The sequence below is a fragment of the Dactylosporangium sp. CS-033363 genome (assembly GCF_050942475.1).
In the GTDB taxonomy this organism is placed as follows: Bacteria; Actinomycetota; Actinomycetes; order Mycobacteriales; family Micromonosporaceae; genus Dactylosporangium.
Map to the genome: position 1 here is coordinate 8,737,784 of NZ_CP192032.1, position 12,662 is coordinate 8,750,445.

General features: G+C 71.3%; 11 protein-coding genes. All 11 read right to left on the minus strand.

Translation table 11 applies throughout. The annotated features are described in order from the left end of the window. Nucleotides 1-272: 272 nt before the first annotated feature. Nucleotides 273-1,466, minus strand: a complete 1,194-nt coding sequence (metK, locus tag ACQPZ4_RS40220) for a methionine adenosyltransferase (protein ID WP_433048319.1) — start codon at nucleotides 1,464-1,466, stop codon at nucleotides 273-275. 127 nt (nucleotides 1,467-1,593) lie between these two features. Further along, a complete protein-coding gene (coaBC, locus tag ACQPZ4_RS40225; protein ID WP_433048322.1) occupies nucleotides 1,594-2,817 on the minus strand; it encodes a bifunctional phosphopantothenoylcysteine decarboxylase/phosphopantothenate--cysteine ligase CoaBC in 1,224 nt (407 codons plus the stop codon). A gap of 7 nt (nucleotides 2,818-2,824) precedes the next feature. Further along, the gene (rpoZ, locus tag ACQPZ4_RS40230) at nucleotides 2,825-3,094 is read right to left on the minus strand and encodes a DNA-directed RNA polymerase subunit omega (RefSeq protein WP_223095917.1); all 270 of its coding nucleotides are present in this window, start codon (nucleotides 3,092-3,094) and stop codon (nucleotides 2,825-2,827) included. 160 nt (nucleotides 3,095-3,254) lie between these two features. Beyond that, nucleotides 3,255-3,575 (minus strand): integration host factor, actinobacterial type, encoded by a 321-nt coding sequence (gene mihF, locus ACQPZ4_RS40235; protein WP_190253177.1) that lies wholly within the window; start codon nucleotides 3,573-3,575, stop codon nucleotides 3,255-3,257. 119 nt (nucleotides 3,576-3,694) lie between these two features. Further along, the gene (gene pyrF, locus ACQPZ4_RS40240) at nucleotides 3,695-4,501 is read right to left on the minus strand and encodes an orotidine-5'-phosphate decarboxylase (protein ID WP_433066858.1); all 807 of its coding nucleotides are present in this window, start codon (nucleotides 4,499-4,501) and stop codon (nucleotides 3,695-3,697) included. Between the two features lie 32 nt (nucleotides 4,502-4,533). Continuing rightward, nucleotides 4,534-5,532: a quinone-dependent dihydroorotate dehydrogenase gene (locus ACQPZ4_RS40245; protein WP_433048326.1), complete on the minus strand. Its 999-nt coding sequence runs from the start codon at nucleotides 5,530-5,532 to the stop codon at nucleotides 4,534-4,536. Then, nucleotides 5,529-8,822 (minus strand): carbamoyl-phosphate synthase large subunit, encoded by a 3,294-nt coding sequence (carB, locus tag ACQPZ4_RS40250; RefSeq protein ID WP_433048329.1) that lies wholly within the window; start codon nucleotides 8,820-8,822, stop codon nucleotides 5,529-5,531. The genes ACQPZ4_RS40245 and carB overlap by 4 nt, the downstream gene beginning before the upstream one ends. Further along, nucleotides 8,815-9,927 carry a glutamine-hydrolyzing carbamoyl-phosphate synthase small subunit gene (carA, locus tag ACQPZ4_RS40255; protein WP_433048332.1) on the minus strand — a complete coding sequence of 371 codons (1,113 nt, stop codon included), beginning with the start codon at nucleotides 9,925-9,927 and terminating at the stop codon, nucleotides 8,815-8,817. The genes carB and carA overlap by 8 nt, the downstream gene beginning before the upstream one ends. Continuing rightward, nucleotides 9,924-11,120, minus strand: coding sequence for a dihydroorotase (locus ACQPZ4_RS40260; RefSeq protein WP_433066861.1), 1,197 nt, complete (start codon nucleotides 11,118-11,120; stop codon nucleotides 9,924-9,926). Before ACQPZ4_RS40260 ends, carA begins: the two co-directional genes overlap by 4 nt. Nucleotides 11,121-11,146: 26 nt before the next feature. After that, nucleotides 11,147-12,061, minus strand: coding sequence for an aspartate carbamoyltransferase catalytic subunit (locus ACQPZ4_RS40265; protein ID WP_433048335.1), 915 nt, complete (start codon nucleotides 12,059-12,061; stop codon nucleotides 11,147-11,149). Further along, nucleotides 12,058-12,627 (minus strand): bifunctional pyr operon transcriptional regulator/uracil phosphoribosyltransferase PyrR, encoded by a 570-nt coding sequence (gene pyrR / locus ACQPZ4_RS40270; RefSeq protein ID WP_433048338.1) that lies wholly within the window; start codon nucleotides 12,625-12,627, stop codon nucleotides 12,058-12,060. The genes ACQPZ4_RS40265 and pyrR overlap by 4 nt, the downstream gene beginning before the upstream one ends. Nucleotides 12,628-12,662 lie beyond the last annotated feature (35 nt).

Consider the following 12,662-nt stretch of genomic DNA (forward strand, 5'->3'; position numbering starts at 1 on the left):
CGCGCGTTTCGGCGGGGCGGCCTTGCGAGCGGCGCGCGCCTTCCCGCCGGCGTTTCCGGCAATGCGCTCGGCGGCCGCCCGCGGCTTCAGTTCCGACTCGGGGAACAACGCCGATTCAATAGGCTCCGATGGATCTGTTGAGCGCTCGACATCAACAGGTGAAGCTGAATGAATAGACTCACCTGGATTGGCGCCAGGTGGCGGAAATGACGGAGGCCGATCAATCCGGGATCCGGGCTGATCGGCCAACGTCGGAAACTGTTTCGAAAACGTCAGGCGCCGGCGGCGGACTTCAGCTCGGCCGTGCGCGAGGCCTGCTCCCACGAGAAGCCAGGCAGCTCGCGACCGAAGTGCCCGTAGGCCGCCGTCTGCTGGTAGACCGGCTTGAGCAGGTCCAGGTCGCGGATGATGGCGGCCGGGCGCAGGTCGAAGACCTCGTTGATGGCCTTCTCGATCCGCTCGACCGGCACGACCTCGGTGCCGAAGGTCTCGACGAACAGCGAGACCGGGTGCGCCTTGCCGATGGCGTAGGCGACCTGCACCTCGCAGCGCTCGGCCAGGCCCGCGGCCACGACGTTCTTGGCGACCCAGCGCATGGCGTAGGCGGCCGAGCGGTCGACCTTCGACGGGTCCTTGCCGGAGAACGCGCCGCCGCCGTGGCGGGCGTAGCCGCCGTAGGTGTCGACGATGATCTTGCGGCCGGTGAGGCCGGCGTCGCCCATGGGGCCGCCGATCTCGAAGCGGCCGGTCGGGTTGACCAGCAGGCGGTAGCCCTCGGTGTCCAGGCCCAGGCCCTCGAGCTCGGGGGCGATGACGTGCTCGCGCACGTCCGGGGTCAGCAGCGAGTCGAGCGAGATGTCGGGCGCGTGCTGGCTGGACACCACGACGGTGTGCAGGCGCACCGGGCGCAGGCCGTCGTACTCGATGGTGACCTGGGTCTTGCCGTCCGGGCGCAGGTAGGGGATGGTGCCGTCCTTGCGCACCGCCGAGAGCCGCCGGGCCAGGCGGTGGGCCAGCGCGATCGGCAGCGGCATGAGCTCGGGGGTCTCGCTGCAGGCGAAGCCGAACATCATGCCCTGGTCGCCGGCGCCCTGCAGGTCGAGGGCGTCGCCGCCGGCACCCTCGCGGACCTCGATGGCCGAGTCGACACCCTGGGCGATGTCGGGCGACTGCGAGCCGATGGAGACGCTCACGCCGCAGGACGCGCCGTCGAAGCCCTTCTTGGACGAGTCGTAGCCGATGCCGAGGATGGTCTCCCGGACGATCTTGGCGATGTCGGCGTAGGCGCTGGTGGTCACCTCGCCCGCGACGTGGACCTGGCCGGTCGTGATGAGCGTCTCGACGGCCACGCGGCTGCGCGCGTCCTGGGTGAGGAGTGCATCGAGGACGCCGTCACTGATCTGATCGGCGATCTTGTCCGGGTGGCCTTCGGTGACCGACTCCGACGTGAACAGGCGGCGTGCCAATGGTGCTCCTCAGGGGGATGCGGCGGACGACTACTAAGTTTCGCCAGAGTGTACGACCAAGCATTGGCGCTTCGGTCGACCCTCTGGCAGGTTACGCGGCGCTGCGCTGCGCCGCTCACCTCGGCCATCAGGCAAGACGGGCGGCGACGCGATCCAAAATCCTATCCGCCAGCTCGTCTTTGGGCATCTCCGACAGTGCGTCGCGACTGCCGTCCGCCCCGAGGATCACGGCCTGGTTGTGCTCGGCCCCGAACGTCTTGTCCACGCCGACCTCGTTGACCACGATCAGGTCGGCCTTCTTGCGCAGCAGCTTCTCCTGGCCCGCGGCCAGCGCCCGGTCCAGGTCGGCGGTCTCGGCCGCGAAGGCGACCAGGACCTGGCCGGGCCGCTTGGCCGCGCCCAGCTCGGCCGCGATGTCGGGGTTAGTGACCAGCTCCAGCGCGGGCGCGGCGCCGTCCACCTTCTTGATCTTCGTCGCGGAGAGGCTCGCGGGCCGGAAGTCGGCGGGCGCGGCGGCCATGATCACCGCGTCGGCCGAGGTCGCGGCGGCGACGGCGGCCGTGCGCAGCTGCTCGGTGGTCTCGACGCGAACGAGGTCCGCACCCGCCGGGTCCGGGAGTGTGACGTTCGCCGCGATGAGCGTGACCCGGGCGCCGCGGGCGACGGCCGCGCGGGCGATCGCGTACCCCTGCTTGCCCGACGACCGGTTGCCGATGAACCGGACCGGGTCGATCGGCTCGCGGGTGCCCCCGGCGGTCACCACGATGTGCCGCCCGGCCAGGTCGTGCTCGGAAGCGCCCCGGCGCAGCAGGCGGGTGGCGACGGCGAAGATCTCCGACGGCTCGGGCAGCCGGCCCTTGCCGGTGTCGGCGCCGGTGAGCCGCCCGACGGCGGGCTCCAGCACGATCGCGCCGCGGGCCCGCAGCGTGGCCACGTTGGCCTGGGTGGCGGGGTGCTCCCACATCTCGGTGTGCATGGCGGGCGCGAACAGCACCGGGCACCGGGCGGTGAGCAGCGTGTTGGTCAGCAGGTCGCCGGCCAGCCCGTGCGCGGCCTTGGCCAGCACGTCGGCGGTGGCCGGGGCGATGACGACGAGTTCGGCCTCGCGGCCGAGCCGGACGTGCGGCACCTCGTGGGCGCCGGTCCAGACGTCGGTGCTCACCGGCTGCCCCGACAGGGCGGCCCAGGTGGCCTCGCCGACGAAGGTGAGCGCGGCGGCGGTGGGGACGACCCGCACCCGGTGACCGGACTCGGTCAGCAGCCGCAGCAGCTCGCAGGCCTTGTAGGCGGCGATACCGCCGGCCACGCCGAGGACGACCCGAGGGCGTCCCTCGGCGGGCTGGTCAGGCATTGCAGGCTCAGGCGACTTCTTCGATGCGCTCGGCGGTCAGCAGCCCGCTGTTGATCTCGCGCAGGGCGATGGAGAGCGGCTTCTCCTGCGGCGTCGTCTCCACGAGGGGGCCGACGTACTCGAGGAGCCCCTCGCCCAGCTGGCTGTAGTAGGCGTTGACCTGGCGGGCACGCTTCGCCGCGAAAATCACCAAGGCGTACTTCGACGTCGTCTTCTCGAGCAGCTCGTCGATCGGCGGGTTGGTGATCCCCTGCGGGTCTGCCACGGTTCCGGCCACTGAAAAAACCTCAAAACTTTCGGTATTGACGGCTCTCGCGCGCTTGCCAGCACACGAACCTGCCCACCTTACCAGAGCAGGAAGAACGCCGACGCGCCCGGACCGAAGAGGTCCGGGCGCGTCGAGATGTTTGCACCGGTCCGGGGGGACCGCAGGCGGCTCACTTGCCGCCGGCGAACTCCCCGAGCAGGGCCTTGCGCTGCTGGTCGCCCAGGCCGCGCAGGCGGCGGCTCTCGGCGATCTTCAGCTTCTCCATGATCTGCGTTGCACGGATCTTGCCGATGCCGGGCATCGCCTGGAGAACGGCCGAGACCTTGAGCTTGCCGACGACATCGTCGGACTCCGCACGGTCGATCACGGCAGCAAGCGTCGTCTTGCCCTGCTTGAGTTGCTCCTTCAGCTCAGCGCGAGCCTTACGGATCTCAGCCGCCTTTTCCAAAGCGGCAGCGCGCTGTTCCGGGCTCAGTGACGGGAGCGGCACCAGGTCTCCTCAGGTCCCTTGAAAAAAGTGTTGATGGTCTAGCGCCGGGAAAACTAGCGGTCAGAAGCCATTTCGGCAACGTCAGAAGGCAAGATCGACGCCTTGTGAAGATTCAGTGATCACGCAGTGATCGCAATTGCGGACGCACAGGAATCCCGCGCGCGGTCCGCAGCGGCCCGCAAAGCGCCCTCGTCCGGACCCGCCGAGAGGACTTCGCGCGACCACGAGGGCAGAACGAGACCGAGCGCGTTCCCGAATACGGCGCGCAGATCCTCCGCCTTGCCGCCCTGCGCCCCGAGACCCGGCGCGAGGATCGGTCCATTGAGATCGGTGAGCCTGTGTCCGGTCGGCCCGACCGTCGCCCCGACCACCACGCCGATGTCACCCATAGGGCTCACACCCGCGTTGACCTGCGCAATCTCGTCGATCACGGTCTGCGCCACGGTCCGCCCGTCGGCCGCCACGGCCCGCTGGACCGCCGCGCCTTCGGGGTTCGAGGTCAGGGCCAGCACGAACGCGCCGAGGCCGTTTTCGCGGGCTTTGTCGACGATCGGGCGCAACGCACCGAAGCCGAGGTACGGACTGACGGTGATCGCGTCGGCGCACAGCGGAGAGGCCGGATCGAGGTACGCGTCGGCGTACGCGGCGGCCGTGGAACCGATGTCACCCCGCTTGACGTCGAGGATGACCAGGCTGCCCGAGCCCTTCAACTGTCGGATAACCGACTCGAGCACCGCTATGCCCCTGGAGCCGAAACGCTCAAAAAAGGCGGACTGGGGCTTGATCGCCGCAACCCGTCCGGCCAGGGCGTCTCCAACCGTCCGACCGAACGCTTCCAGGCCCTTGACATCGTCGGAGAGGCCCCAACTCGCCAGGAGGGAGGGGTGTGGGTCGATCCCGACGCACAGGGGTCCCAGCGTGTCCATGGCGGCCCGCAGGCGGGCTCCGAACGCCTCCGTCACAAGCTGCTCCTCGTCGCTGCGACGGACCCGCGCACGAGGCCGGGCCCGTGGTAGATGAAGCCGGTGTAGAGCTGGATCAGGCTGGCGCCCGCGTCGAGCATCCGCTGGGCGTCCTCGGGGCGGGTGATGCCGCCCACGCCGACGACCGGCAGCCCGCTCTCCTTGGTGACGAACCGCACGACCTCCAGGGCCCGCGGGGCGAGCGGCCGCCCGGACAGCCCGCCCGCCTCCGGGGTGGAGACCCCGGGGCGCTCGACGGTCGTGTTGGTCGCGATGAGCCCGGCCACGCCCAGGCCGAGGCAGACGTCCAGCAGGTCGCCCAGGGCGGCGTCGGTCAGGTCCGGGGCCACCTTGACCAGGATCGGCACCGGGCCGCCGAGCGTCTGCGCCTCGGCGCGCAGGGCGCCCAGGATCGCCGACAGGTGCGCCTTGTCCTGCAGCTGGCGCAGGCCCGGGGTGTTCGGCGAGCTGACGTTCACGGCGAAGTAGGAGCCCAGGCCGTACAACTGGCGGAAACTGTGCACGTAGTCCTCGACGGCGCCGGTGAGCGGGGTCACCTTCGACTTGCCGAGGCTGATGCCCAGCGGGACCGGGAGGGGCCCCAGCGCGCGCAGCCGGGCGGCCAGGGCATCGGCGCCCGCGTTGTTGAAGCCCATCCGGTTGACGATCGCCTCGTGCTCCGGCAGGCGGAACAGCCGCGGCCGCTCGTTGCCGGGCTGGGCGTGCCGGGTGACGGTGCCGACCTCGACGAAGCCGAAGCCCAGCCGGGGCCAGGCGCCCAGCGCCCGGCCGTCCTTGTCCATGCCGGCGGCCAGCCCGACCGGGTTGGGGAAGTCCACCCCGAACACGGTCCGGCGCGCCCCGGGCGGGCTGAACGCCCGCCGCGCCCGGGGCACGCGCGCCAGCATCCGCAGGGTCCGCTCGTGCACCGACTCGGCGTCGCCGCCGCCCAGCCGGAACAGCACCGGCCGGACCGCCCGCGTGTAGAGCGTCACCGCGCTTCCCGCAGGGCCGCGTGCAGCTCCTGCAGCGGCCGCACGGTCATCTCGCCGCGGATGAGCGCCTCGACGCCCATGACCGCGGCCGCCGCGCCCGGCAGCGTGGTGATGCACGGGATGTCGGCGACGACGGCCGCGCTGCGGATCTCGTAGCCGTCCTGCCGCCCGCTGGAGCCCTGCGGCGTGTTGATCACCAGGTCGACCTCGCCGCCCGCGATCAGCGACACGGCGTTGCGGCCGCCGCCCTCCTCGAAGTGCTTGGGCACGATCTCGCACGCCACGCCGTAGCGGCGCAGCACCTCCCCCGTCCCGGAGGTGGCCACGATCGCGAAGCCCAGGTCGGCGAGGCGCTTGACCGGGAAGACGATCCCGCGCTTGTCCCGGTTGGCCACGGTGACGAGCACGGTGCCGGAGGTCGGCAGCGAGCCGTACGCGGCCGCCTGCGACTTGGCGAACGCGTGCCCGAAGGACGGGTCGATGCCCATCACCTCGCCGGTCGACTTCATCTCCGGGCCGAGCAGGTTGTCCACGCCCTTGCCCTCGGTGGTGCGGAACCGCTTGAACGGCAGCACCGCCTCCTTGACCGCGATCGGCGCGTGCTCGGGCAGCATCCCGCCGTCGCCCTCGGCCGGGAGCAGGCCCTCGGCCCGCAGCTCGGCGACGGTGGCCCCGAGCGCGATCCGGGCGGCCGCCTTGGCCAGCGGCACCGCGGTCGCCTTGGACACGAACGGCACGGTGCGCGAGGCGCGCGGGTTGGCCTCCAGGACGTACAGCACGTCGTCCTTGAGCGCGTACTGCACGTTGAGCAACCCCCGCACCCCGACCCCGCGCGCGATGGCGGTCGTGTAGCGGCGCACCTCGGCCAGGTGCACCCCGGCCAGGGTGATCGGCGGCAGCGCGCAGGACGAGTCGCCGGAGTGGATGCCGGCCTCCTCGATGTGCTCCATCACGCCGCCGAGGTACACCTCGCCGGTCGCGTCGCACAGCGCGTCGACGTCGATCTCGATCGCGTCGTCCAGGAACCGGTCCACGAGCACCGGGTGGGCGGGCGAGATCTCGGTGGCCCGGCCGATGTAGTCGCGCAGCGTCGGCTCGTCGTAGACGATCTCCATGCCCCGGCCGCCGAGCACGTAGGACGGGCGGACCAGCACCGGGTAGCCGATCTCGTCGGCGATCCGCTTGGCCTCCGGGAACGTGGTCGCGGTGCCGTGCGCGGGCGAGCGCAGGCCGGCCTCGGTCAGCAACTGCCCGAAGAGGCCGCGGTCCTCGGCGAGGTCGATGGCGGCGGGCGAGGTACCGACGATCGGAACCCCGGCCCGCTCCAGCTGCTCGGCCAGCCCGAGCGGGGTCTGCCCGCCCAGCTGCACGATCACCCCGACGACGCCCGGGCCGCCGGCGGCCCGCCCCGACTCGTTCTCGGCGTGCACCACCTCGAGGACGTCCTCGAACGTCAGCGGCTCGAAGTACAGCCGGTCGGCGGTGTCGTAGTCGGTCGACACCGTCTCCGGGTTGCAGTTGACCATGACGGTCTCGTAGCCCTTGGCCCGCAGCGCCATGACCGCGTGCACGCACGAGTAGTCGAACTCGATGCCCTGCCCGATGCGGTTCGGCCCGGAGCCCAGGATGATCACCTTCGGCCGGTCGGACGGGCTGACCTCGGTCTCGTCCTCGTAGGTGCTGTAGTGGTACGGCGTGCCCGCGGCGAACTCGGCGGCGCAGGTGTCGACCGTCTTGTAGACCGGCCGCAGCCCGAGGCGGTGGCGCAGCGAGCGCACCCCGTCCTCGCCGGCGAACTCGGGGCGCAGCGCGGCGACCTGCCGGTCGGAGAGCCCGGCGCGCTTGGCCCGGCGCAGCAGCGGCAGGTCGAGCACGGCCGCGTCGACGATCTCGGCGCGCAGCTCCACGAGGGCGGCGAGCTGGTCGACGAACCACGGATCGAAGCCGGAGGCCTCGGACACCTCGGCAACGCTGTGTCCCTGCCGCAGGGCCAGTTCCGCCGTGTACAGGCGGCCGTCGTGCGGCACACGCAGGTCACCCAGCAGCGATTTGTCGGGAATTGTCCAGAAGCCGGCGGCCTTCGTCTCCATGGAGCGCATCGCCTTGCCGAGCGCCTCGGCGAACGTACGGCCGAGGGACATCGCCTCCCCCACCGACTTCATCGTGGTGGTGAGCTCCGCGTCGGCGCCGGGGAACTTCTCGAAGGCGAACCGCGGGATCTTCACCACGACGTAGTCCAGCGACGGCTCGAACGCGGCCGGCGTCTTCAGCGTGATGTCGTTCGGGATCTCGTCCAGCGTGTAGCCGATGGCGAGCTTCGCCGCGATCTTCGCGATCGGGAAGCCGGTCGCCTTCGACGCCAGCGCGCTGGACCGCGACACCCGCGGGTTCATCTCGATCACCACGAGGCGCCCGTTCGCCGGGTTGACCGCGAACTGGATGTTGCAGCCGCCGGTGTCGACGCCGACCTCGCGAAGAACGGCAATGCCAAGATCCCGGAGCCGCTGGTACTCCACGTCGGTGAGCGTCATCGCCGGCGCCACGGTCACCGAGTCGCCGGTGTGCACGCCCATCGCGTCGACGTTCTCGATCGAGCACACGACGACCACGTTGTCGTGCTTGTCGCGCATGAGCTCGAGCTCGTACTCCTTCCAGCCGAGCACGCTCTCCTCGATGAGCACCTCGTGCACCGGGGACGCGGCCAGGCCGCCGCCCGCGAGGCGGTCGAGGTCGGCCGTGTTGTGGGCCATGCCGGAGCCGAGGCCGCCCATGGTGAACGAGGGGCGGATGACGACCGGCAGGCCGAGCTCGGCGACGGTCGCGTGCACCTCGTCCATCGAGTGGCAGACCCGCGAGCGGGGCGTGTCGCCGCCGGCCCGGGCCACGATGTCCTTGAACAGCTGGCGGTCCTCGCCGCGGCGGATGGCGTCGATGTCGGCGCCGATGAGCTCCACGCCGTACTTCTCGAGCACGCCCGCCTCGTGCAGGGCCACCGCGGTGTTGAGCGCGGTCTGCCCGCCGAGCGTGGCCAGCAGCGCGTCGGGGCGCTCCTTGGCGATCACCTGCTCGACGAACTCGGGCGTGATCGGCTCGACGTAGGTCGCGTCGGCGAACTCGGGGTCGGTCATGATGGTCGCCGGGTTGCTGTTCACCAGGCTGACCCGCAGGCCCTCGGCCCGCAGCACGCGGCAGGCCTGGGTGCCGGAGTAGTCGAACTCGCACGCCTGGCCGATGACGATCGGGCCGGAGCCGATGACGAGGACGTGCCGGAGGTCGGTGCGCTTAGGCATTGGTCTGCATCAGCTCCGCGAATCGATCGAACAGGTAATCCGCGTCGTGCGGCCCCGCTGCCGCCTCCGGGTGGTACTGCACGGTGAAGGCCGGGGTGTCCAGGCAGCGCAGACCCTCGACCACGTTGTCGTTGAGGCAGACGTGGCTCACCTCGACGGCCCCGAACTCGGTGCCGACCCTCTCGTCCAGCGGCGCGTCCACGGCGAACCCGTGGTTGTGGCTGGTCACCTCGACCTTGCCGGTGGTGCGGTCGAGCACCGGCTGGTTGATGCCGCGGTGTCCGTACCCCAGCTTGTAGGTGCCGAACCCGAGCGCGCGGCCCAGGATCTGGCTGCCGAAGCAGATGCCGAACAGCGGGATGCGGGCGGACATGACCGCGCGGGCGAGGTTCACCGGGGCGTCGGCGGTGGCCGGGTCCCCCGGGCCGGGCGAGAAGAAGACCGCGTCGGCCCCGAGGGCGCGGATGTCCTCCAGCGTCGCCGAGGCGGGCAGGACGTGGGTGGTGACCCCGCGGGCGGCGAGCCGGCGCGGGACGTTGCGCTTGATGCCCAGGTCGATCGCGGCGACCGTCAGGCGGTGCTCGCCCTGGGCCTGCACGGTGTACACCTGCGGCGTGCTGACCTCCGCGGAGAGGTCGGCGCCGAGCATCTCCGGCTGCTGCCGCACGCGCTCGAGCAGCGCCTCGGGATCGTCGTCGACGCTCGACACGCCGACCCGCATGGCGCCCCGCTCGCGCAGGTGCCGGGTGAGGGCCCGGGTGTCGATGCCGCTGATGCCGACGATGTTCTCGGCCGCGAGCCGGTCCTCCAGGCTGCCGGTGGCGCGCCAGTTGGAGTAGGTGCGGGACGGGTCGCGCAGGACGTAGCCCGCCACCCAGATCCGGTCGGACTCGTCGTCCTCGCCGTTGATCCCGGTGTTGCCGATCTGCGGCGCGGTCTGCACGACCACCTGGCGGTGGTAGGACGGGTCGGTGAGGGTCTCCTGGTAGCCGGTCATGCCGGTGTTGAAGACGGCCTCGCCGAACGTCTCGCCGACGCCGCCGAACGCCTCGCCCCGGAATGTGCGCCCGTCCTCCAGGACGAGCAGGGCCTCTCTGCGCCTCACCGTGTTGCCTTTCCGTTCAGCACCGTCGGTTCGCCGCGCAGGTAGGTCGCCTCGATGCGGCCGCGCAGCTCCATTCCGGCGTAAGGGGTGTTGCGGGAGCGGCTGGCCAGCGCCGTCGGGTCGACGGTCCAGCGCACGCTCGGGTCGAAGATCGCGATGTTGGCCGGCTGCCCGACCTCCAGCGGGGTGCCGTGCCCGGAGAGCCCGGCGATGCGGGCGGGCGCGGCCGACATCCACTCGGCGATGCGGTCCCAGCGCGGGCCCATGGTCTGCACCACGATCGCGAGCGCCGTCTCCAGCCCGAGCATGCCGGGCCGGGCGTTGGCCCACTCGCACTCCTTGTCCTCCACGCTGTGCGGGGCGTGGTCGGTGGCGACGATGTCGATCGTGCCGTCGGCCAGCCCCTCGCGCAGGGCCAGCACGTCGGCCTCGGTGCGCAGCGGCGGGTTGACCTTGAAGACCGGGTCGTACTGCGTGGCGCGGTCCTCGGTCAGCAGCAGGTGGTGCGGGGTGACCTCGGCGGTGACCCGCCAGCCCTTGGACTTGGCCCAGCGGATCAGCTCGACGCTGCCGGCGGTGGAGACGTGGCAGATGTGCAGCCGGGCCCCGACGTGCCCGGCCAGCAGCACGTCGCGGGCGATGATCGCCTCCTCGGCCACGGCCGGCCAGCCGGTCAGCCCGAGCCGGGCGGCGACCGCGCCCTCGTTCATCTGCGCGCCGGTGGTCAGCCGCGGCTCCTCGGCGTGCTGGGCGATCACCCCGTCGAAGGCCTTCACGTACTCCAGCGCCCGCCGCATGAGCCGCGGGTCGGAGACGCAGTGCCCGTCGTCGGAGAAGACCCGGACCCGGGCGGCGGAGTCGGCCATCGCGCCGAGTTCGGCCAGCTGCTCGCCGGCCAGGCCGACGGTGACGGCGCCGATCGGCTGCACGTCGACCAGGCCGGCCTCGCGGCCCAGGCGCCACACCTGCTCCACGACGCCGGCGGTGTCGGCGACCGGGGAGGTGTTGGCCATCGCGCAGACCGCCGTGAAGCCGCCCAGCGCCGCGGCCCGCGAGCCGGACTCCACGGTCTCGGCGTCCTCGCGGCCCGGCTCGCGCAGGTGCGTGTGCAGGTCGACCAGGCCGGGCAGGGCGATATTTTGGCCCTTTTTGTCCGGATTTATCGCGACAATGACGCCGTTTTCGACGACGATCTCGCCGATGTGGGTGCCTTCGATCTTCACGACTTGCCTCCGAGCAGCAGGTAGAGGACGGCCATCCGCACGGAGACGCCGTTGGCGACCTGTTCGACGATCGTGGAGCGGGCGGAGTCGGCCACCTCGGGCGCGATCTCCATGCCGCGGTTCATCGGGCCGGGGTGCATGACGATCGCGTGCTCCGGCAGGCGGCGCATGCGCGGGACGTCGAAGCCGTACCGGCGGGAGTACTCGCGCTCGGAGGGGAAGTAGGCCTGGTTCATCCGCTCGCGCTGGACCCGCAGCATCATGACCACGTCCGAGTCGGGGACCACGGCGTCGAGGTCGTAGCAGGTGCGGGCCGGCCACTCCTCGACCCCGACGGGCAGCAGGGTCGGCGGTGCGACGAGCGTCACCTTGGCCCCGAGCGTGTGCAGCAGCTGCACGTTGGAGCGCGCGACCCGGGAGTGCAGCACGTCGCCGACGATCGTGACGTTGAGCCCGGCGAGGCGGCGCAGGCGGCTGCGCATGGTGAAGGCGTCCAGCAGCGCCTGCGTCGGGTGCTCGTGGGTGCCGTCGCCGGCGTTGACCACGCTGCCCTCGACCCAGTTGGCCAGCCGGTGCGGGGCGCCGCTGGCCGGGTGGCGCACCACGACCGCGTCGGCGCCCATGGCCTGCAGGGTCAGCGCGGTGTCCTTGAGACTTTCGCCCTTGGAGACGCTGGAGCCCTTGGCCGAGAAGTTGATCACGTCGGCGGACAGGCGCTTGGCGGCGGCCTCGAAGGAGATCCGGGTCCGCGTGGAGTCCTCGTAGAAGAGGTTCACCACGGTCCGCCCGCGCAGCGCCGGCAGCTTCTTGACCTCGCGCGCGGCCAGGCTGGCCATCTCCTCCGCGGTGTCCAGCACCAGGGTGGCGGTGGGCGCGTCGAGGTCGCCCGCGCTCAGCAGGTGCTTGATCATGCCCGGTCCCCCTTGCTCTTGATCAGGACGGCGTCGCTGCCGTCGATCTCGGCGGTCAGCACCCGCACGCTCTCGTCCATGGAGGTCGGGATGTTCTTGCCCACGTAGTCGGCCCGGATGGGCAGCTCGCGGTGGCCGCGGTCGACGAGGACCGCGAGCTGGACGGCGCGCGGCCGGCCGAGGTCCTTCAGGGCGTCGAGGGCGGCGCGGACGGTACGCCCGGAGAAGAGCACGTCGTCGACGAGGATCACGCGGCGCCCGTCGAGGCCGCCGGGAGGGATCTCGGTGTGACCCACAGCACGCGTGGCGTGCAGTCGCAGATCATCGCGATACAGCGTGATGTCCAACACACCCACCGGGACATCAAAGCCCTCGAAGGTCGCGATCCGGGCGGCCAGGCGGCGAGCCAGCGGGACGCCGCGGGTAGGTATGCCCAGCAGTACCGTTTCGGCCGCGCCGGACGTCTTTTCCAGAATCTGATGGGCAATCCGGTCCACCACACGGGCGACATCCGCCGCCGTTAGGATGGTTTTACCCAGCTCAGTGCCGGTTGTCGGGGACGACAAAACCAGACCTCCTTCCCCGCCTCTCCGGACGGGTC

Coding starts and splice junctions, on each gene's coding strand:
- coaBC (WP_433048322.1), bottom strand. CDS start 2,817: ATGCCTGACCAGCCCGCCGAGGGACGCCCTCGGGTCGTCCTCGGCGTG.
- pyrF (WP_433066858.1), bottom strand. CDS start 4,501: ATGGACACGCTGGGACCCCTGTGCGTCGGGATCGACCCACACCCCTCC.
- carB (WP_433048329.1), bottom strand. CDS start 8,822: ATGCCTAAGCGCACCGACCTCCGGCACGTCCTCGTCATCGGCTCCGGC.
- ACQPZ4_RS40265 (WP_433048335.1), bottom strand. CDS start 12,061: ATGATCAAGCACCTGCTGAGCGCGGGCGACCTCGACGCGCCCACCGCC.